Source organism: Pseudomonas sp. B6(2017) (assembly GCF_002112765.1).
Lineage (GTDB): Bacteria > Pseudomonadota > Gammaproteobacteria > Pseudomonadales > Pseudomonadaceae > Aquipseudomonas > Aquipseudomonas piscis.
In genome coordinates, this window is the sequence record NZ_NEIQ01000004.1 from 372,582 (window position 1) to 392,142 (window position 19,561).

Sequence of the window (19,561 nt, forward strand, 5' to 3'; positions counted from 1 at the left end):
TCTCCTTCAGGCCTTCAAGGCAAAATGTTCAGCCACGGCGCGCTCGACCCAGGTCTTGGCCTGGCCCAGGTAATGCGCCGGATCCAGCAGGCGATCCAGCTCCAGCGCCGACAGCTCGGCACTGACCTGGGGATCCTCGCCCAATACCCCGCGCAGGTGGCGTTGCTCGGCCACCGCGCGCTTGCAGCATTGTTCCAGCAAATGGTGCGCGGTCTCGCGCCCCAGGCGCTGGGCCAGGGCCATGCTCACCGCCTCGGCCAGAACCAGCCCCTGGGTCAACTGGAGGTTGTGCGCCATGCGCTGGCGGTCCACCTCCAGGCCCTCGGCCAGTGACAGGGCCTGGTGCAGGGCACCGGATACCAGGCAGCAGATCTCCGGCAGGGTTTCCCATTCGGCATGCCACAGCCCCAGGCTGCGCTCGTGCTCCTGGGGCATGGCGCAAAACAGTGTCGCCAGCAACCCCGGAACCCGGGTCGCGGCGCTGATCAGCACCGCCGAGCCCACCGGATTGTGCTTGTGCGGCATGGTCGAGGAGCCGCCCTTGCCCGCCGCCGCCGGCTCGAACACCTCCGCCGCCTCGGTCTGCATCAGCAGGCTGATATCCCGGCCCAGCTTGCCCAGGCTGCCGGCCAACAGGCCGAGGGTCGAGGCGAACTCCACCAGGCGATCACGCTGGGTGTGCCAGGGTTGCTCCGGCAGGCCCAGGCGCAGTTCCTCGGCCAGGGCCCGAGCCACCGGTAGCGCTTGCTCGCCCAAGGCCGCCAGGGTCCCGGAGGCACCGCCGAATTGCAGCACCAGCAAGCGCGGCTTGAGTTGCTGCAAGCGTTCGCGGCTGCGGGTCACCGCTCCCAGCCAACCGGCGATCTTCATGCCCAGCGTGACTGGAGTGGCATGTTGCAGCCAGGTCCGGCCCGCCAGGGGCAGGTCGGCGTATCGCTCGGCCTGGGCCACCAGGCACTGGCCCAGGCGCTCAAGGTCGTGTTCAAGCAGATCCAGGGCGCTGCGCAGTTGCAGCACCAGGCCAGTGTCCATCACATCCTGGCTGGTGGCGCCCAGGTGCACATGGCGCTCGGCTTCGCAGGCGTCTGCGGCCACCTGCCGGCCCAGGGCCTTGACCAGCGGGATGGCCGGGTTGCCCGCCGTGACTATGGCCTCGCCCAGGGCGTGCAAGTCATACAGCTCGGCCTGGCAGGCGGCCTCGATCGGCGCGACGGCGCTGGCCGGGATCAACCCCACCCGGGCCTCGGCCCGGGCCAGGGCGGCTTCGAAATCGAGCATGGCCTGGATCCGCCCCTGGTCGCAGAACACCCTGCGCATTGGCCGGGCGGTGAAATAGGCATCGAACAGCTGGTTGCTCGCAGCTAGGGTCATAAGGGTCCTTGGCAGCCTGCGCCCACCCGGACGCAGGCTCGTGGTTCAAAGATCGTGGTGCAGGTAGGCGGCCTGCCTGGGCAATCGCAGGCTGAACAGGAAGGCGATGGCCATCATCACCGTAACGTACCAGTAGAAAGTGTTTTCCATGCCCATGTTCTTGAAGTTCAGGGCCACCCATTCCGCCGAACCGCCGAAGATCGCATTGGCCACCGCATAGGCCAGCCCCACGCCCAGCGCCCGGACCTCGGGCGGAAACATCTCAGCCTTCACCAGGCCGCTGATGGAGGTGTAGAAACTGACGATGGCCAGCGCCAGGGTAATCAGCACGAACGCCAGGAGCGGGCTGCTGACGGTCTTCAGGGCCAGCAGGAGTGGCACCGTGAACAACGTCCCCAGCGCGCCGAACCAGAGCATCGAGTTACGCCGGCCGATGCGGTCGGCGAGCATGCCGAACAGCGGTTGCATGCACATGTACAGGAACAAGGCGCCAGTCATGACATAGCTGGCGGTCTTGGCGTGCATGCCGGCGGTGTTCACCAGGTATTTCTGCATGTAGGTGGTGAAGGTGTAGAAGATCAGCGAACCACCGGCCGTGTAGCCCAGCACCGTGATGAAGGCCGCCGAATGGTGCTTGAACAGCGCGGCGACACTGCCGGCGTTCTTGTCCTCGCGGGTTTGCCGGCTGCTGGTTTCCTTCAGCGAACGGCGCAGCAGCAACGAGATCAAGGCCGCGATGGCGCCGATCACGAACGGAATGCGCCAGCCCCAGGCCTTGAGCTCGGCCTCGTCGAGGAACTGCTGGATGATCACCAGCACCAGCACCGCCAGCAGTTGCCCGCCGATCAGGGTCACATACTGGAATGAAGCGAAGAAACCACGCTGGCCCTTGAGCGCCACCTCGCTCATGTAGGTGGCGGTGGTGCCGTACTCGCCGCCCACCGACAACCCCTGGAACAGCCGCGCCATCAGCAGCAGGAACGGCGCCCAGGCACCGATGCTGGCATAGGTCGGCAGGAAGGCGATGACCAGGGAGCCGGCGCACATCATCAGCACCGAGATCATCATCGAGTTCTTGCGCCCGTGGCGGTCGGCGACCCGGCCGAACAACCAGCCGCCGATCGGGCGCATCAGGAATCCGGCGGCGAACACCCCAGCGGTGTTGAGCAACTGCACCGTGGGGTCGTCCGAGGGAAAGAACGCCGGGGCGAAATAAATGGCGCAGAAGGCGTAGACATAGAAGTCGAACCATTCCACCAGGTTGCCGGACGAAGCACCGACAATGGCAAAGATCCTTTTGCTGCGTTCCTCTCCGGTGTAGTGACTTGTAGTTGTAGTCATGTCTTTTCACTCATGGGGGACAGTGTCAGTCTAGACATACTTGGCAACACTCCCGTTCCACAGTCCCCATGACAAGGTGGCCCCGCAGTCGTATCGACAGCTGCGGGCAATCGGCGTCAGACCCGTTCGATGGCCAGGGCCAGGCCCTGCCCGACCCCCACGCACAGGGTGGCCAGGCCTTTCTTGCCGCCGGTCCGCTCCAATTGGTGCAAGGCGGTCAGCACCAGCCTGGCCCCGCTCATGCCCAGCGGATGGCCCAGGGCGATGGCGCCACCGTTGGGATTGACCTGGGGCGCGTCATCCGCCAACCCCAGTTCACGCAGCACCGCCAGGGCCTGGCTGGCGAACGCCTCGTTGAGCTCGATCACATCGAAGTCACCCACCGCCAGGCCCAGGCGCTGGGTAAGCTTGCGCACTGCCGGCACCGGGCCAATGCCCATGACCCGTGGCGCCACCCCGGCGCTGGCCATGCCCAGGACCCGGGCCCTTGGCGTCAGGCCGTGCTGCCTCACCGCATCGGCCGAGGCCAGGATCAGCGCGGCGGCGCCGTCGTTGACCCCCGAGGCATTGCCAGCGGTGACGCTCTTGTCCGGCCCATTCACCGGCTTGAGTTTGTTCAAGGCCTCCAGGGTGGTCTGCGGACGCAGGTGCTCATCATCCTCGATGAGGGTTTCTCCCTTCTTGTGAGTGATGCGCACCGGCACTATTTCTTCGGCAAAAAACCCCGCCGCCTGGGCCGCCGCGGCCTTGCGCTGGCTGCGCAGGGCGAAGGCGTCCTGGTCGGCCCGCAAGATCTGCCGCTCATCCGCGACGTTGTCGGCGGTCTGGGGCATGGCATCCACCCCGTACCGGGCCTCCATCAACGGGTTGATGAAACGCCAGCCGATGGTGGTGTCCTCCAGCTGCATGCTGCGGGAAAAGGCACTCTGGGCCTTGCCCATCACGAAAGGCGCACGGGACATGGACTCCACGCCGCCGGCGATAGCCAGCTCCATCTCGCCACTGGCGATGGCACGAAACGCCGTACCCACAGCTTCCATGCCCGAAGCGCAAAGACGGTTGAGGGTCACGCCCGGCACGCTGTCCGGCAGGCCGGCGAGCAACAACGCCATGCGTGCCACGTTGCGGTTGTCTTCGCCGGCCTGGTTGGCACAGCCGAGGAACACTTCGTCCAGGGCGCTCCAGTCCACTTGCTGGTTGCGCTCCATCAGCGCCTTGATCGGCAGGGCCGCCAGGTCATCGGCCCGCACGCCGGACAAGCCGCCGCCAAAGCGGCCGATGGGGGTGCGAATGGCATCGCAGATGAATACGTCGCGCATCAGGCTTCTCCCGGGGTCTGGCCATGGGCGGCGGCGGTGCGAGCCTCCAATTCGCGCAGCGCCGTCAGTTCCAGCGCGGTGGGCGCGCTGGTCTGGGCCACCTGCTCGGCGAAACGGACGGCCCAGCCCGTGGCCTCCACCACCTGCTCGCGGGTCACTCCCGGATGCAGGGAAGTGACGACGAACTCATGGCTGCCTGCCTCAGGTTCCATGATGCACAGGTCGGTGATGATCCCCACCGGACCGGCGCCCGGCAGCCCCAGGCGCTGGCGCGAATCGCCGCCTTCGCCATGGCCGACCGAGGTGACGAAGTCCAGCTTGTCGACGAAGGACCGGGCGGACTGCTTGAGGATGATCAGCACGCTCTTGGCCGAGCCGGCGATCTCCGGCGCACCGCCAGCTCCCGGCAGGCGCACCTTGGGCTGGTGATAATCGCCGACCACCGTGGTGTTGATATTGCCGAAGCGGTCGACCTGGGCCGCCCCCAGGAAACCCACGTCGATCCGCCCACCTTGCAGCCAATAGCGGAAGATTTCCCCGGTGGGGACCACGGTATCGGCGGTTTCCGCCAGTTCACCGTCGCCGATGGATAGCGGCAGGACGCTGGGCTTGGCACCGATCGGGCCGGATTCGTAGATCAGCACTACGTCTGGCGACGAAGTGAGACGCGCCAGGTTGGCGGCCTTGGACGGCAGGCCGATGCCGACGAAGCAGACCGAACCGTTGCGCAGGCGCCGCGCCGCGGCCACGGTCATCATTTCATTGGTGGAGTAAGTCATTGCCGGGCCTCCCGGGCTGCGGCCAGCTTGGCCTGGAATTCACTGAAATCGGCAGTGCCGCGAATGTACTGGTCGACCCATGCGGTGAAGCTCTGGCGATCGCGGGCGATGGGATCCCAGGCCTGGTAGAAACGGTTGTCGCGCTCGGAATACCCGTGGGCGTAGGACGGATGGGCACCGCCAGGCACATGGCACACCGCGCTCAAGGCCCAGGTCGGCAGCACACAGGCATTCATCGGCGCATCGAGGTCATCGACGATCTCCTCGACGGTGACGATGCAACGCTTGGCGGCCAGCGCCGCCTCCTTCTGCACGCCGAGGATGCCCCACAGCAGGACGTTGCCCTTGCGGTCGGCTTTCTGCGCATGGATCACCGTGACATCCGGGCGCACCGAAGGCACCGCCGCCAGCACTTCACCGGTGAAGGGGCAGGTCACGCTCTTGATCAGCGGGTTCACCTTGGGCAAGTCGGAGCCGGCGTAGGCCCGCAGCACGGCGAACGGCAAACCCGAGGCCCCGGCGACATAGGCATTGGCCAGGTCGGCATGGCTGTGCTCTTCGATCTCCAGCGGCCGCGGCCATTGTTTTTCCACGGCGTCGCGCAGGCGATGCAGGGAGCCCACGCCCGGGTTGCCGCCCCAGGAGAAAATCAGCTTGCGGGCGCAGCCGGCACCGATCAGCTGGTCGTAGATCAGGTCCGGGGTCATCCGCACCAGGGTCAGGTCCTGCTTGCCCTGGCGGATGATTTCATGGCCCGCGGCCGTGGGGATCAGGTGGGTGAAACCTTCGAGCGCGACGGTGTCGCCGTCGTTGATCAACTGCTTCACGGCCTCGTGCAGCGAGAGGATTGCAGCCATGGAGGGGGCTCCCGGTGGGTATCCAGCGACTGGAGAAAGGCGCTCAGGTGGCGCCGCAGTGACTGAAGGTTAAGCCGGGGCAAAACCACGAAACAATCCGATAATCGACTAAACGTTCGATTATCGAACACATTGTTGCGAAGCTACCTATTGCCCCGCAGCGCTCGCAACCATCGACTGCTCGCCGGCAGGCGGGCCAAGGCCCCGGGTTCAAGTGGCATCGGCGTGGCTGACCCGGCCCTTGATCAGCACCGCTGTGGTGGCCAATACCGCAGGAATCACCAGGGCGCTGAGCACCTGCGCGAAACTCCAGCCCATACCCAGCAAGGTCGCGCCCATCCAGGCACCGAGAATCGCGCCGAAGCGACCGACACCGAGCATCCACGAGACACCGGTGGCCCGGCCCTGGGTCGGATAGAAGCGAGCGGCGAGGGACGGCATCGCCGATTGCGCACCGTTGACGCACATGCCGGCGACCAGCACCAGGCTGGCCAACAACACCATGTTGCCCAGGCTCTGGCCAACGGCGTAGGCGAATGCTCCGGCCAGCAGATAGCAGATGCCGATCACCTTGTGCGGGTCGAAGCGGTCCATCGCCCAGCCCACCAGCACCGCGCTGAGCACTCCGCCAAACTGGAACAGAGCACCGATGAAGGCTGCCTGTTCCAGGCTCGCCCCGCTGTCGCGCATCAGCGTCGGCAACCAGCTGGTCAACAGGTAGACGATCACCAGCCCCATGAAATAGGTCAGCCATAACAACAGGGTGCCAAGGCGACAGGTGCCGCTGAAGATCACCGCGAGCACGTTGCGCGCCCGCACCGTCTTCTGCTCCGGCACGCTGAAGCTGCCAGCCTCGCGTACCAGGGCCGGGGCTATGGGTACCAGGGCCTTGCGCACCTTGTCGGTGCCAGCACCGCGCACCACCAGGTACCGTGCCGACTCCGGCAGCCAGGCCAGGAGCACCAGGACCAGGAGCAGCGGCAAGACGCCCCCTACCAGCAACAGGCTATGCCAGCCGAAGGCCGGGATCAGCTTGGCGGAGATGAACCCGCCTGCGGCCATGCCCAGGTTGAAACCGCAGAACATGCTGGTCACCAGCAGCGATTTGTGGCGCTCGGGGGTGTATTCGGCAAGCAGCGTAGTGGCATTGGGCATGCCCGCACCGAGCCCCAGGCCGGTGAGGAATCGCAAGACCAACAACTGCTGGACGCTGGCGCTATAGGCCGACGCCAGGCTGAAGGCGCCAAACAGCGCCACCGCGCCCACCAACACCGTCTTGCGCCCAAAGCGGTCGGCCAGCGGCCCGGAACCCAGGGCGCCGAAAACCATGCCGATCAGCGCAGCGCTCATCACCGGGCCAAGGCTGGCGCGGTCGATGCCCCAGTCCTGGGACAGCGCCGGAGCGATGAACCCCATGGCCGCCGTATCCAGGCCGTCGAGGAAAACGATCAAGAAACACAGGATCACCACCCGCCACTGGTAGGACGACAGCGGTTGGGCATTGATGAAGGACTGCACGTCGAGGCAGTTCCCTACTGCGGATTGCGGTTGGTTCATGGCTGTTCATCCATGCAAGGCCACCGGTGCGCAACATTCCGCCTGGGCAGGCCGGATCATGACGGCAAGGGCAAATCAGCTGGCAGGCAAAGCGACGCGGCAGTGATGGGGGCAAGGGCGCATTGTGAACATGCTCATGGGGCTGGCCTCTTCTTTATTATTGGATGGCGCAACTGGGTGAATCGCACAGGAAATGCGGGCTGTGGATGTGCCCAGCCGAAGACACTGGCACGACATTAAGCAGCCTGGGGAAACAACGTCAATTCGCCGGGAGCGGATCTGGGCGTTTATCGAACAGCTTAAGTGAACAGCTGGGCGCTGAGTTCGCGGCTGACGCCCAGCAGGCCGGGAAGAAAACGCTGCTCCAGCTCGGCGTGGCTGACCCGGCCGGCATGGGTACTGACGTTCAAGGCCGCCAGTACCTGGCCTGACGCGTCGTACACCGGCACCGCGATCGAACGCAGCCCCTGCTCCAGCTCCTGGTCGACGATGCACCAACCCTGCTGGCGCACCTGCTGCAGGCACTCCAGCAATGCCTGCGGGGTATGCAGGGTGCGGCTGGTCTTGGCTTGCAGGTCGGCATGCTCGAGGTATTCGTGCAGCGAGGAGTCATCCAGCGCAGCCAGCAGGATCCGTCCCATGGACGTGCAGTAGGCCGGCAATCGGCCGCCCACCGAAAGATCGACGGAAATCAGCCGTTGGGTGGTGGCCGAACGGGCGATGTAGAGGATGTCGTCACCCTCCAGGGTCGCCATGTTGCAGGCCTCGTGCAGCTGCTCGCTCATGCGGTCCAGGTAGGGTTGTGCGCAAACGGCCAGGGGTGTCGAGGACAGGTAGGCATGACCCAGGGTCAGCACCTTGGGCAGCAGTGAATAAGTGCGTCCGTCGGTGGTGGCATAGCCGAGCTTGATCAGGGTGTGCAGGCAGCGACGCACCGCCGCCCGAGGGATCTCCGTACGGTGGCTGATCTGGGCGATGGTCAGGTGCCGCTTGCGTTCCTGGAACGCCTGGATCACCGCCAGGCCCCGGGCCAGGGAGGTCATGAAGTCCGGATCGCCGGTGAACGCCTGGATCCTCTTCGCCGCCGAGGCCACGATCGGCGGTGCCATCGAAGTAAAGGAGTTGCGCATCTGATCGTTCATTCCAGGCTCCCAGCGGCGTGGTTCTGCGGCATTACGGCTGTATCAACCGAGCGCTACAACAGGCAACGGCAATACCGGGCGATTATCGAACCGCTCATTGGCCAGTGCAATCAACCGGTTCGGAGCGATTATCCGCAGTTCATTGATTCATTGAAGGTAACAATCATCCTGTAAAATCACCGTGCTCATTGCTTCATTCATCCATCAGGTCCCGGTAAAGAGCCTGGGAAACTCCCAAAGCATGGGGATGATTAAAACTTTCGCGTAACAAAAGCCTCACAATGAAGTTGGCAATTTTAAACTTCACAGACATACAGCTAATCTCTACCGAAGCTATAATGCACGAATGAGGAAAAAGGGCTCAGCACCCTTCCACCTCATTCAGGTGATTGACTGCGATAACCAAGCACCTGCCGCAAGCGCTTGACCCCAAACACTATTTGGCCAATCCGTTTGCAATAGACGACGCTGTTGCTACGACAGGCGTTTTCATCCGGTGACGTAGCCGCGTGCAATTAAAGGCTCGTTTGCAAGGATTGCGACTCCCACGCCCGAGTGCTGTGGAGTCTGCTTTCCCGTAGGCTCGCCCCTGCCATGCGTTACATCGGAATGGACCTTACACAATTAGGTAACACTGTGACGAAAGACGAACTGCGCGCGGAACTTGAGCGCCAGGAGCAACGTTACAAGGATGTTTACGGTGGCGAAGTGACTCTGTATGCCGCCCAGCCCGAACCTGAACGCAAACCTTGGCGCAAACGTGCCAGCATTCGCGACCAGGCGTTCACCCAGGAACTGCAGAAAATGGAAAAGGAACTCAGGGCCGACCAGCCATGATGCGGGCGACTTGAGTTTTCTTGGGCTTGCTTCCTTGCCTGCACGATGATCTCGGCGGCAGGCAGACTATCGATGCTCATCATCCCGAGCCTCGGTACCTCGCGCCATAGAGCCGAGGAACGCTACCCGGCAGGCCCTCAGAGTGAAATTTCATACAAGCGTTTTAACCCCATTGAAACCACCCCCGGCCACCAGCCGACAGGTTATGGCCCAATAAAATCAATGGGTTGCCGTTCCTGGGAGGAATCGGAGAAAACTCTGCTCCGGGTCAGTTTTTTCGTTGAAGAATGTTACCGGCGAGCAGCTTGTGCGTTGATTAGCAGGGTTTTCTGGCATAATCGCGCCCCCTTATGACCGGGTCAGAAAACCTTCATGATCGATTTATTCAGCGGACTGGATGCTTGGGTGCTTGTGAGCCTCTTGCTCGCCCTGGCTTTTGTCCTCGCCTACGAGTTCATCAACGGCTTTCATGACACCGCAAATGCGGTTGCCACTGTTATCTACACCAAAGCCATGCCGCCGCACCTGGCCGTATTCTTTTCCGGTGTATTCAATTTCCTCGGCGTGCTCCTCGGCGGTGTCGGCGTAGCCTATGCCATCGTCCATCTGCTGCCGGTCGAGCTGCTGATCAATGTCAATACCGGCCACGGCCTGGCCATGGTCTTCTCCTTGCTGGCCGCTGCCATCGCCTGGAACCTGGGTACCTGGTACTTCGGCATTCCTGCCTCCAGTTCCCACACCCTGATCGGTTCGATCCTCGGTGTCGGCCTGGCCAATGCCCTGCTCAACGACATCCCCCTGGGCGATGGCGTGAACTGGCAGAAAGCCATCGATATCGGTGCGTCCCTGGTGTTTTCGCCCATGGCCGGCTTCATTATTGCAGCGCTGGTATTGATCGGCCTGAAGTGGTGGCGGCCGATCTCGAAGATGCACAAGACCCCGGAACAGCGCCGCAAGGTCGACGACAAGAAGCATCCGCCATTCTGGAACCGCCTGGTGCTGGTGATCTCGGCCATGGCCGTGAGCTTCGTCCACGGCTCCAATGATGGCCAGAAAGGCATCGGCCTGATCATGCTGGTGCTGATCGGCATCGTGCCCGCGCAGTTCGTGCTGGACCTCAACAGCACCACCTACCAGATCGAGCGTACCCGCGACGCCACCCTGCACCTGAACCAGTTCTACCAGCGCAACCACGAGTCCCTGGGCGAATTCCTGGCCCTGGGCAAAAGCGTGAAGGACGATCTCCCTGGCAAGTTCCGCTGTAACCCGCAGCAGACCGAACCGACCATCAGCGCCTTGCTGAGCAGCCTCAAGGGCGTTTCCGACTACCATTCGCTGTCTCCGGAAGACCGCATCGAAGTCCGTCGCTACCTCTTGTGCCTGGACGACACGGCCAAGAAGGTCGGCAAGCTGCCTGGCCTGGCCGCCCGTGAAAAAGCCGACCTGGACAAGCTGCGCAAGGACCTGACCGCCACCACCGAGTACGCGCCGTTCTGGGTGATCCTGGCCGTGGCCCTGGCCTTGGGCCTGGGCACCATGATCGGCTGGAAACGCGTAGTACAGACCATCGGCGAGAAGATCGGCAAGCAAGGCATGACCTACGCCCAGGGCATGTCGGCGCAGATCACCGCTGCCGGCCTGATCGGCCTGGCCAACGTGTTCAGTCTGCCGGTGTCCACCACCCACGTGCTCTCCTCCGGCGTGGCCGGGACCATGGTCGCCAACAAGAGCGGCCTGCAAAGCGGCACGGTGAAGACCATCCTGATGGCCTGGGTCCTGACCCTGCCAGCCACCGTGGCCCTGTCGGCCGGCCTGTTCTGGGCCGCCTCGAAGGTCCTGGGTAGCTGACGAACAAATCCCGGCCAGAAAAAAGGTGCGCCCCTGGGGACGCACCTTTTTTTATGCCCGGCATTCGATGCCCGGCCCTTTCCTGCAGGCAAAAAAAAGGGCAACCGAAGTTGCCCAAAATGCCTTGCGTGCTCGTTGCTCTGGAGAGACTTAAGGTTTTTTACGCTTGTTCGCGTCTTTCCAGATGAAGAATCCAAAACCTGCGAAGAACAGCACCATGAGGCCGACTGTCAGCACTCCGGCGAACACCACATTGTCGAAAAACATGACCAGCCTCCTGCTCGTGCCTCGTTGCGATGGAGCTAAGTTAACCAAAGAGGCGCAGGGGAAAATTGACCGGCGTCAATGACGCCAAGGACGGGGAGAGAGGAAGGGGGAATAACTGACCTACATCAACGGAAAACGCCCTGTTCAGCGCTTTTTCGGTTTGTTTTTTGGTTTTTTCTTCGGCTTGCCCAGCGGCATCGCTTGCTCGAATGCCTGGCGCACTTCATTCAGGCGTTTTTCGTTGAGGTCATGCACGCGCTTGGCGCGCTCGGCGTTCAGGTCGATCAACTTGGGTTCTTGATTCATGGCGTGCATCACGAAAGATCAATGGCGAATAGGGGCAATAATGCGGCGTGACGCGGCCCCTGACCAGTCATCTGACCTGTGTCGGCGCAATAAAATCTCTGCCTCGGGAGTTTTTTATCCGCACAATGGCCCCTTGAACCGTCCCAGGAAAGCCACCGTGGAAATGCCCAAGCACCTGCCGCCGCTGCTGGCCCTGCGCGCCTTCGAGGCCGTGGCCCGGCACCTGAGTTTCAGCAAGGCCGCCCGGGAGCTGTGCGTCAGCCAGAGCGCCATCAGCCACCAGGTGCACAAGCTCGAAGAACACCTGGGCCAGCCGCTGTTCATCCGCCGTACCCGGGCCATCGACCTGACCCCCGCCGGCGCGGCTTACCACCGGCAGATCCACCCGGCCCTGGAGCAGATCGCCCAGGCCACCCAGGCATTGCAGGCCGCACCTGAACCCAAGGTGCTGCGCGTCGGCCTGCTGGCCTCCTTCGCCACCTTGTGGCTGGCACCGCGCCTGGCCGACTTCAACCGACGCTACCCGCAGATCCAGCTGGAGCTGCAAGCCTGCATCGAACTGGCGGATGTCGCCGGGGCCGAGGTCGACCTGGCCATTCGCTACGGCAAGGGCGTGTGGCCTGGGGTCCGCGCCACACGCCTGCTGACCGAACAGCTAGCCCCGGTCTGCAGCCCCGAACTCAAGGCCACGACCCTGGACCGGGCCCCACGGCTGATGGCGCACTCCCAGCAGCCCTTCGAGTGGCACGACTGGAGCGTCAGCCATGGTTTCGACCTCAGCCCGCACCCGCCCGTGATGCTGCACGACTACAACATCGTGGTGGAGGCGGCGGTGGCCGGCCAAGGCCTGGCCATGGGCCGGCGCCGCTTGATCCAGCGTCACCTGGACCAAGGCAGCCTGGTGCAAGCCTTCGACCTGCCGCCCCTGGACAGCCAGATCGGCTACTGGCTGGTCACTGCCCAAAACGGAGCAAGCCCGGCCGCGCACTGCTTCGCCCAGTGGTTGCAAGAACAGGCCGAACATCCATGAGCCATTTGGATACATCGGATTAGATCTATCCGTTTGTCGCCCCCGGAGCGAAAGCCGATGCTGCTGGTCTTTCATCCGAGGACCCGCCATGAACCACTCTTTGAAGCATCACGTGCAGCAACTGGGCCTGGAACTACCGGAGCCCAGCCAGCCGGCCGCCAACTATGTCAATCACGTACGCAGCCAGAACCTGCTGTTCATCTCCGGCCAGATTCCCCTGCTCCAGGGCCAGCCCACCCTGCTCGGCCGGCTCGGTGAGAGCCTGTCGCCGGAACAAGGCGCCCAGGCGGCCGAACTGGCCGCCCTCGGCCTGCTGGCCCAGCTGAGTGCGGCACTGGATGACGACCTGTCGCGCTTGCGTAGCATCAGCCGGCTCGGCGTGTTCATCGCCGCCAGCGGCGACTTCCAGGGCCACAGCGGCGTAGCCAACGGTGCCTCGAACTTGCTGGTCAATGCCCTCGGCGACAAGGGCCGGCATGCCCGTACCGCCGTGGGTGTGGCCAGCCTGCCCGCCGGGGTCGCCGTGGAAGTGGACGGGATCTTCGAGCTGCAACCGTGACCCTGTTGGGCCCGGCCCAGCACACCCGGCTACGCCAAGCCACGCCGGGTTGCGCACGGGTCTGCCACTTCAACCATGCCGGCGCCTCGCTGCCCAGCCAGGGCACCCTGGACGCCATGTACCAGCAGTTGCAGCACGAGGCCCGGCAAGGGCCGATGGAGGCCGCCACGACGACAGACTGGCCGGAGCGGGCCCGCTGCCTCGCGGCCCGCTTGCTCAACACCTCGGCCGAGGCGATCGCCTTCGCCAGCAGCGGCTCGGCCGCCTGGAGCCTGGCCTTCAACGCCCTGCCCCGCTGGCGCAGCGGCGACCGGATCCTGGTGGGCCGCCACGAATGGGGTGGCAACCTGGCCTGCATGGCGCCAGCGATCGCAGCGGGGGCGCAACTGGAAGTCATTCCCTGCGACAGCCATGGCGCGGTGTCAGTCCCGGCCCTGGAATCGATGCTCGATGTACGGGTCCGCCTGATCGCCTTGACCTGGCTCCCGGCCAACGGCGGCCTGATCAACCCCGCAGCCGCCATCGGCCACCTGGCGCGCCAGTGGCATGTTCCCTATTTCATCGATGCCGGCCAGGCCCTGGGCCAACTGCCCTGTGATGTCCAGGCCCTGGGCTGCGACGTGCTCAAGGCCGCCGGACGCAAGTACCTGCGCGGCCCGCGGGGTACGGCACTGCTCTATGTGAGGCCTGGTTTTCTCGAACGGTTGCAGCCCCAGCAACGGGATGTGCTGTCGGCGCCCTGGAACGGCCAGGGCTTCAGCCTGCGCGGTGATGCCCGACGCTTCGAAACCAGTGAGGTGTCGCAGGTCTTGCTGGCCGGACTGGCCAATGCGCTGCAAGAACTCGAGGAGATCGGCATCCAGGCCATCGAGCAGCGCATCGCAAGCCTCAGCGGGCTGCTGCGCACAGCCATGGACCGCATACCCGGCCTGCAACGCCAGGACCTGGGCACGCCTGGGCGGCAATCCGGGCTGATCGCCTTCACGCTCAAGGGCTGGGACAGTCTTGCCCTCAAGGCGCGACTGGCACGCCAGGGCATCAACATCGGCGCCAATGGCGTGGCCTACACCCCGCTGGACATGCAGGCCCGGGGCCTGGCCAGCATCGCGCGGATCGCGGTGAGCCATCTCAATACCGAAGGGGAAATCCAGCGCCTGCTGCGGGCGCTCGAAGAGCTGGCCCAAGGGGGGCCGGCGGGCTAGACCTGTACGTCCACCCAGAGGCCCTGGCGCGGGGCGTCCTCGATCAGCGGTGCCACCGGCACCGTGTTGTCGGCATTCAACTCGTCCCCGGGCACCGCCAGGTGCTGCTCGGGATCGTCCTGTTCCTCGCGCTGGCGCCGCTGCCGTTCCTGCTGGCGCTGCTGTTCCTCGCGCAGCAGCAAGGCCGACTGCTCGGCATCGCGCTTTTGCAGGTCGATGGTGCTTTCATTGGAGCTCTCCTGCACCGGCACCACGGGTGGGATATCCGGCCGCTGGCGGATCGGATCCTGCTGTGAAGTGACGGGCACGGCACTCAAGGGGAGCATCGGTGGCAGCATGTTATAGGTCTCCTGTCAGCAGGCTGTCGGCTGCGGCATGGGCGACTTGAGCCATCGGTCGCAAAACTGTGACCCAGTCGTCAGCCGATAGTGCCCGCTACCCCGACGAACGCAGCGCTTACGCTACTTTTTATCCAGGGGTTTTCATCAGAATCCTTTGGACTGCAAGCAGGTTCCGTTAAGATAGTCGGCTTTTTCAAAGCGGGAGTCAGGCAGCATGGCGCAGCAGTATCAACCGGGGCAACGCTGGATCAGTGACAGCGAAGCGGAGCTAGGTCTAGGCACCGTTCTGGCACAGGACGGCCGCTTGCTGACCGTGCTCTACCCGGCCACTGGCGACACTCGCCAGTATGCGCTACGGAATGCGCCCCTCACCCGCGTGAGGTTTTCCCCGGGTGACAGCATCACCCACTTCGAAGGCTGGAAGATGACCGTGCAGGAAGTCGAGGACGTCGACGGCCTGCTGGTCTATCACGGTCTCGACGCACAGAACCAGCCCGTCACCCTGCCTGAGACCCAGCTGTCGAACTTCATCCAGTTCCGCCTGGCCAGTGACCGCCTGTTCGCCGGGCAGATCGACCCGCTGGCCTGGTTCTCGCTGCGCTACCACACCCTGGAACACACCAGCCGCCAGCTGCAATCGCCACTCTGGGGCCTGGGCGGCGTGCGTGCCCAACCCATCGCCCACCAGTTGCATATCGCCCGTGAAGTCGCCGACCGTATCGCGCCACGGGTACTGCTGGCGGACGAAGTGGGCCTGGGCAAGACCATCGAGGCCGGCCTGGTGATCCATCGCCAACTGCTGTCGGGTCGTGCCAGCCGGGTGCTGATCCTGGTTCCGGAGAACCTGCAGCACCAGTGGCTGGTGGAAATGCGCCGGCGCTTCAACCTGCAGGTCGCACTGTTCGACGAAGAACGCTTCATCGAAAGCGATGCCAGCAACCCGTTCGAAGACACCCAGCTGGCCCTGGTGGCCCTGGAATGGCTGGTGGACGACGAGAAGGCCCAGGACGCGCTGTTCGCCGCCGGCTGGGACCTGATGGTGGTGGACGAAGCCCACCACCTGGTCTGGCACGAAGAACAAGCCAGCCCGGAATACACTCTGGTCGAGCAACTGGCCGAGACCATTCCCGGCGTCCTGCTGCTGACCGCCACCCCCGAGCAACTGGGCCAGGACAGCCACTTCGCCCGCCTGCGCCTGCTGGACCCGAACCGCTTCCACGACCTGGCGGCCTTCCGCGCCGAGAGCGAGAACTACCGTCCGGTGGCCGAAGCCGTGCAGGAACTGCTGGACCAGGGCCGGCTGTCCCCCGAAGCGCACAAGACCATCCAGGGTTTCCTGGGCAACGAGGGCGAAGCCCTGCTGGCCGCCGTCAACGATGGCGACAGCGAAGCCAGCGCACGCCTGGTGCGCGAATTGCTGGACCGCCACGGCACCGGCCGCGTGCTGTTCCGTAACACCCGCGCCGCGGTCCAGGGCTTCCCGGAGCGCAAGCTGCACGCCTATCCGCTGCCGTGCCCGGACGAATACCTGGAGCTGCCCCTGGGCGAGCATGCCGAGCTGTACCCGGAAGTCAGCTTCCAGGCCCAGCCCGAGGCCAGTGACGACGACCAGCGCTGGTGGAAATTCGACCCGCGGGTCGAGTGGCTGATCGACCAGTTGAAGATGCTCAAGCGCACCAAGGTCCTGGTGATCTGCGCCCACGCCGAGACCGCCATGGACCTGGAAGACGCCCTGCGCGTGCGCTCCGGCATCCCGGCCACGGTCTTCCATGAAGGCATGAACATCCTCGAGCGCGACCGCGCCGCCGCCTACTTCGCCGACGAAGAGTTCGGTGCCCAGGTGCTGATCTGCTCGGAAATCGGCAGTGAAGGCCGCAACTTCCAGTTCGCCCATCACCTGGTGATGTTCGACCTGCCCGCGCACCCGGACCTGCTGGAACAGCGGATCGGCCGCCTGGACCGGATCGGCCAGAAGCACGTGATCGAGCTGCACGTACCCTACCTGGAGACCAGCCCGCAAGAGCGCCTGTTCCAGTGGTACCACGAGGCGCTGAACGCCTTCCTCAATACCTGCCCTACCGGCAACGCCCTGCAGCACCAGTTCGGCCCGCGTTTGCTGCCGCTCCTGGAAAATGCCGACGACGGCCAGTGGCAGGCCCTGATCGACGAGGCCCGCGGTGAACGCGAGCGCCTGGAAGCCGAGCTGCATACTGGCCGCGACCGCCTGCTGGAACTGAACTCCGGTGGCGCCGGCGAAGGCGAGTCGCTGGTGGAGGCGATCCTCGAGCAAGACGACCAGTTCGCCCTGCCGATCTACATGGAGACCCTGTTCGACGCCTTCGGCATCGATAGCGAAGACCATTCGGACAACGCCCTGATCCTCAAGCCCAGCGAGAAGATGCTCGACGCCAGCTTCCCCCTGGGCGACGACGAAGGCGTGACCATCACCTACGACCGCGGCCAGGCCCTGTCCCGCGAGGACATGCAGTTCATCACCTGGGAACACCCGATGGTGCAGGGCGGCATGGACCTGGTGCTGTCCGGTTCCATGGGCAACACCGCCGTGGCGCTGATCAAGAACAAGGCGCTCAAGCCCGGCACCGTACTGCTGGAACTGCTCTACGTCAGCGAAGTGGTCGCTCCACGCTCGCTGCAACTGGGCCGCTACCTGCCACCGGCGGCCCTGCGCTGCCTGCTGGACGCCAATGGCAACGACCTGTCGCCACGGGTGGCCTTCGAGACCCTCAACGACCAGCTGGAAAGCGTGCCCAAGGCCAGCGCCAACAAGTTCATCCAGGCCCAGCGCGACCAGCTGGCACCGAAGATCAACGCCGGCGAAGCCAAGATCGCCCCACGTCACGCCGAGCGCGTGGCCGAGGCCCAACGGCGCCTGGCGGCCGACCTGGACGAAGAGCTGGCGCGCCTGACCGCGTTGCAGGCGGTCAACCCCACCGTCCGCGACAGCGAGCTGGTGGCCCTGCGCAAGCAACGGGAGCAAGGCCTGGCCATGCTCGAAAAAGCCGCGCTGCGCCTGGAGGCGATCCGGGTCCTGGTAGCAGGCTGATTCCCCGGCTTCGGCACCACGAAAAAGGCCCGCACATGCGGGCTTTTTTTATCGTCGTCCGTAACAGCCCTGCCTCAGGCCGTCGCTGGCGCTCCAACCGCCTCGCCCGGCGCCAGCCCGTCGCGCATGCGCTGGGCATCGCGCACGAAGCTGCGCGAGGCAATGAACAGGAACACCAGGGTCAGCAGCAGCGCCACCGGGATCAGGTACATGGCATCGTGCAGGCCGATGGCCTTGAACGCCTCGGTCATCTGCCCGGCCCCGGCGGCGTCCATCGCCGCATGGGCAAAGCGGTCGGACAACGCCCCCACCACCACCGGCCCCAGGCCGCCACCCAGCAGGTACAGGCCGGCGAAGAACAGCGCCATGGCGGTGGCCCGCAAACGCGGCTCCACCACATCCTGGATCGCGGTGTAGACGCAGGTGTAGAAGTTGTAGGCGAACAACCAGCCGATACTGAACACCGCCACGAACACACCGATCTCGATCCGCCCGGCATGCAGGGCCCAGGCCGTGCACAAAGTGGAAATCAGCAGGCTGCCGGCGGCGAACAACAACCGGCCGTTGGCCACCCGCTGGTGGATCTTGTCGGCGATCCAGCCTCCCAGGGTCAGGCCTACCAGGCCGGTCACCCCGACAATGATCCCCGTGGCCACCGCTGCTTCCTGCAAGGGCATCAGGAAGTAGCGCTGCAACATCGGCACCAGGAATGAGTTGCAGGCATAGGTAGCGAAGTTGAAGGTCAGGCCGGCCAGGGTCAGCCAGAGAAAGGTCGGGATCGCCAGCACCCGGCGGATCGGCCGCTCGATGCGTTCCTGGGACACCTTGCTGGCTTCCGCCGCCCCGCGCTTGGGCTCCTTGATGAAGAACATGAACACCGCCAGCAACAGGCCCGGTACCGCGGCGATGAAGAACGGCGCGCGCCAGCTGTCGAATGCCTTGACCATCGCCCCGATGGTGAAGAAGGCCAGCAACAGGCCCAGGGGCAGGCCGAGCATGAAGATGCCCATCGCCCGGGCCCGGCGGTGGGCCGGGAACAAATCGCCGATCAACGAGTTGGCCGCCGGCGCATAGCTGGCCTCACCGATGCCAACGCCCATGCGCACCAGCAGGAAGCTCCAGAAACTGCCCACCATGCCGTTGACTGCGGTGAGCCCGCTCCAGACCGCCAGGCCCCAGCCCATCAGCTGGCTGCGCGAGCCGGTATCGGCCAGCCGCCCCAGGGGCAGGCCGGCGATGGCGTAGACGATGGTGAAGGCGGTGCCGATGATCCCCAGCTGGAAATCGCTCAGGTGCCACTCCATGCGGATCGGTTCGATGATGATCGCGGGAATGGTGCGATCGAAGAAGTTGAACAGGTTTGCCAAAAACAACAGGAACAGAATGCGCCAGGCATTCGCCGCTTGAGTCGAGTTATCCATGGGTCGATCTCTCTTATTGTTATTGGGCCAGACACACGCCTGGAAACTGCAATCTAGTCAGCCACGGGGAAACTGTCTGTGATCATTCGCCAGCCTGATACCCGGGCATCGCGCCGCGCCCTGGCAAGCTCCGGCAAACGCTCCACCCAGCAGCCCCGCCCATCGCCCACAGCCCCCGTAACCCGGGGCTTTGCCAATATTTTCAAGGGCTTGGCGGAGGCTGAAAAAATACCTGGCGCCCCCCCTTCCCAAGGCCGATGCGAAGCCTAGAATAACCAACATTCCTCCCCCCCCTCGCCACCCCTGCCCCAGTCGAAACC

At 64.4% G+C, this 19,561-nt stretch carries 16 protein-coding genes and 1 pseudogene; 6 read left to right on the plus strand and 11 right to left on the minus strand.

Translation table 11 applies throughout. The features are described from left to right. Nucleotides 1-6: 6 nt before the first annotated feature. The 7 genes from CAG11_RS09435 to pcaR form a co-directional block, all read right to left on the minus strand. The gene (locus CAG11_RS09435) at nt 7-1,371 is read right to left on the minus strand and encodes a 3-carboxy-cis,cis-muconate cycloisomerase (protein WP_085596120.1); all 1,365 of its coding nucleotides are present in this window, start codon (nt 1,369-1,371) and stop codon (nt 7-9) included. Between the two features lie 45 nt (nt 1,372-1,416). Then, nucleotides 1,417-2,712 carry an MFS family transporter gene (locus tag CAG11_RS09440; RefSeq protein ID WP_031321069.1) on the minus strand — a complete coding sequence of 432 codons (1,296 nt, stop codon included), beginning with the start codon at nt 2,710-2,712 and terminating at the stop codon, nt 1,417-1,419. A gap of 116 nt (nt 2,713-2,828) precedes the next feature. Then, on the minus strand, nt 2,829-4,034 hold the full coding sequence (gene pcaF, locus CAG11_RS09445; RefSeq protein WP_177409087.1) for a 3-oxoadipyl-CoA thiolase: 1,206 nt from the start codon (nt 4,032-4,034) through the stop codon (nt 2,829-2,831). Beyond that, nucleotides 4,031-4,810 carry a CoA-transferase subunit beta gene (locus CAG11_RS09450; protein ID WP_022642762.1) on the minus strand — a complete coding sequence of 260 codons (780 nt, stop codon included), beginning with the start codon at nt 4,808-4,810 and terminating at the stop codon, nt 4,031-4,033. Before CAG11_RS09450 ends, pcaF begins: the two co-directional genes overlap by 4 nt. Next, nucleotides 4,807-5,667: a CoA transferase subunit A gene (locus CAG11_RS09455; protein ID WP_085596122.1), complete on the minus strand. Its 861-nt coding sequence runs from the start codon at nt 5,665-5,667 to the stop codon at nt 4,807-4,809. Before CAG11_RS09455 ends, CAG11_RS09450 begins: the two co-directional genes overlap by 4 nt. A 210-nt stretch (nt 5,668-5,877) precedes the next feature. Then, complete coding sequence (locus tag CAG11_RS09460; RefSeq protein ID WP_085596123.1) at nt 5,878-7,224, minus strand: MFS transporter; 1,347 nt, start codon at nt 7,222-7,224, stop codon at nt 5,878-5,880. A gap of 299 nt (nt 7,225-7,523) precedes the next feature. Beyond that, nucleotides 7,524-8,366 carry a pca regulon transcriptional regulator PcaR gene (pcaR, locus tag CAG11_RS09465; RefSeq protein ID WP_085596124.1) on the minus strand — a complete coding sequence of 281 codons (843 nt, stop codon included), beginning with the start codon at nt 8,364-8,366 and terminating at the stop codon, nt 7,524-7,526. 636 nt (nt 8,367-9,002) lie between these two features. On the opposite strand from pcaR, the gene CAG11_RS09470 reads away from it, so the two are divergent. Beyond that, nucleotides 9,003-9,203, plus strand: coding sequence for a hypothetical protein (locus tag CAG11_RS09470; RefSeq protein WP_022642757.1), 201 nt, complete (start codon nt 9,003-9,005; stop codon nt 9,201-9,203). A gap of 372 nt (nt 9,204-9,575) precedes the next feature. Next, entirely contained in the window at nt 9,576-11,051 is a 1,476-nt protein-coding gene (locus CAG11_RS09475; protein WP_085596125.1) for an inorganic phosphate transporter, read from the plus strand. A gap of 150 nt (nt 11,052-11,201) precedes the next feature. Here CAG11_RS09475 and ccoM read toward each other — a convergent pair whose 3' ends face one another. Both ccoM and CAG11_RS33780 read right to left on the minus strand, forming a co-directional pair. After that, nucleotides 11,202-11,318, minus strand: coding sequence for a cytochrome c oxidase subunit CcoM (gene ccoM / locus CAG11_RS34360; RefSeq protein ID WP_007959205.1), 117 nt, complete (start codon nt 11,316-11,318; stop codon nt 11,202-11,204). Nucleotides 11,319-11,462: 144 nt separating this feature from the next. After that, entirely contained in the window at nt 11,463-11,606 is a 144-nt protein-coding gene (locus CAG11_RS33780; protein ID WP_162165142.1) for a hypothetical protein, read from the minus strand. 175 nt (nt 11,607-11,781) lie between these two features. On the opposite strand from CAG11_RS33780, the gene gcvA reads away from it, so the two are divergent. From gcvA to CAG11_RS09490, 3 genes are all read left to right on the plus strand, one after another. Next, complete coding sequence (gene gcvA / locus CAG11_RS09480; protein ID WP_218191772.1) at nt 11,782-12,654, plus strand: transcriptional regulator GcvA; 873 nt, start codon at nt 11,782-11,784, stop codon at nt 12,652-12,654. Nucleotides 12,655-12,742: 88 nt separating this feature from the next. Beyond that, nucleotides 12,743-13,213 carry a RidA family protein gene (locus tag CAG11_RS09485; protein WP_085596127.1) on the plus strand — a complete coding sequence of 157 codons (471 nt, stop codon included), beginning with the start codon at nt 12,743-12,745 and terminating at the stop codon, nt 13,211-13,213. 5 nt (nt 13,214-13,218) lie between these two features. Further along, a complete protein-coding gene (locus tag CAG11_RS09490; RefSeq protein WP_085596132.1) occupies nt 13,219-14,415 on the plus strand; it encodes an aminotransferase class V-fold PLP-dependent enzyme in 1,197 nt (398 codons plus the stop codon). Here the strand turns inward: CAG11_RS09490 and CAG11_RS09495 are convergent. Next, the gene (locus CAG11_RS09495; protein WP_022642750.1) at nt 14,412-14,753 is read right to left on the minus strand and encodes a hypothetical protein; all 342 of its coding nucleotides are present in this window, start codon (nt 14,751-14,753) and stop codon (nt 14,412-14,414) included. The two genes, CAG11_RS09490 and CAG11_RS09495, sit on opposite strands and share 4 nt — an antisense overlap. A gap of 217 nt (nt 14,754-14,970) precedes the next feature. Here CAG11_RS09495 and rapA point away from each other — a divergent pair, with 217 nt between their 5' ends. Further along, a complete protein-coding gene (gene rapA, locus CAG11_RS09500; RefSeq protein ID WP_053135497.1) occupies nt 14,971-17,820 on the plus strand; it encodes an RNA polymerase-associated protein RapA in 2,850 nt (949 codons plus the stop codon). 74 nt (nt 17,821-17,894) lie between these two features. Here rapA and CAG11_RS09505 read toward each other — a convergent pair. Beyond that, nucleotides 17,895-19,265, minus strand: a pseudogene (locus tag CAG11_RS09505) (spinster family MFS transporter); the annotation flags it as partial. Between the last annotated feature and the right edge of the window lie 296 nt (nt 19,266-19,561).

Coding starts and splice junctions, on each gene's coding strand:
- CAG11_RS09460 (WP_085596123.1), bottom strand. CDS start 7,224: ATGAACCAACCGCAATCCGCAGTAGGGAACTGCCTCGACGTGCAGTCC.
- pcaR (WP_085596124.1), bottom strand. CDS start 8,366: ATGAACGATCAGATGCGCAACTCCTTTACTTCGATGGCACCGCCGATC.
- CAG11_RS09440 (WP_031321069.1), bottom strand. CDS start 2,712: ATGACTACAACTACAAGTCACTACACCGGAGAGGAACGCAGCAAAAGG.
- CAG11_RS09485 (WP_085596127.1), top strand. CDS start 12,743: ATGAACCACTCTTTGAAGCATCACGTGCAGCAACTGGGCCTGGAACTA.
- CAG11_RS09475 (WP_085596125.1), top strand. CDS start 9,576: ATGATCGATTTATTCAGCGGACTGGATGCTTGGGTGCTTGTGAGCCTC.
- CAG11_RS09495 (WP_022642750.1), bottom strand. CDS start 14,753: ATGCTGCCACCGATGCTCCCCTTGAGTGCCGTGCCCGTCACTTCACAG.
- CAG11_RS09455 (WP_085596122.1), bottom strand. CDS start 5,667: ATGGCTGCAATCCTCTCGCTGCACGAGGCCGTGAAGCAGTTGATCAAC.
- ccoM (WP_007959205.1), bottom strand. CDS start 11,318: ATGTTTTTCGACAATGTGGTGTTCGCCGGAGTGCTGACAGTCGGCCTC.
- CAG11_RS09435 (WP_085596120.1), bottom strand. CDS start 1,371: ATGACCCTAGCTGCGAGCAACCAGCTGTTCGATGCCTATTTCACCGCC.
- rapA (WP_053135497.1), top strand. CDS start 14,971: ATGGCGCAGCAGTATCAACCGGGGCAACGCTGGATCAGTGACAGCGAA.
- CAG11_RS09450 (WP_022642762.1), bottom strand. CDS start 4,810: ATGACTTACTCCACCAATGAAATGATGACCGTGGCCGCGGCGCGGCGC.